This window comes from Paraburkholderia sediminicola (genome assembly GCF_046026855.1).
Lineage (GTDB): Bacteria > Pseudomonadota > Gammaproteobacteria > Burkholderiales > Burkholderiaceae > Paraburkholderia > Paraburkholderia sediminicola_A.
Window position 1 is genome coordinate 1 of sequence record NZ_JAQQET010000122.1, and the last position, 232, is coordinate 232.

A 232-nucleotide genomic window follows, 5' to 3' on the forward strand; every position below is an offset into this window, starting at 1 on the left:
GGCACTGTAGTGGTCAAGTAAACATGGACACCCGGAAAGGGGAATATTTAAAAAAGTGAAGCTTCGCATCGTGCTGGCGGCTGACCGCCTGCTGCCGAATGGATGCGACGGTAGTTATAAAAGTCGTCGATGTAGGCCCTGATGTCGTGTTCGGCGTGCGCGTGATCGGGGTACCCTTTCTCGTCGATCCATTCGCTTTTCAGGCTTCTGAAGAAACGCTCCACCGGCGCGT

The 232-nt window shown here is 54.3% G+C and carries 1 protein-coding gene; it reads right to left on the reverse strand.

The genetic code is table 11. The annotated features are described in order from the left end of the window. Nucleotides 1–47: 47 nt before the first annotated feature. Nucleotides 48–232 (reverse strand): integrase core domain-containing protein (locus tag PQR40_RS39050; protein WP_408511290.1); only part of this gene is annotated, 185 nt, incomplete at its 5' end.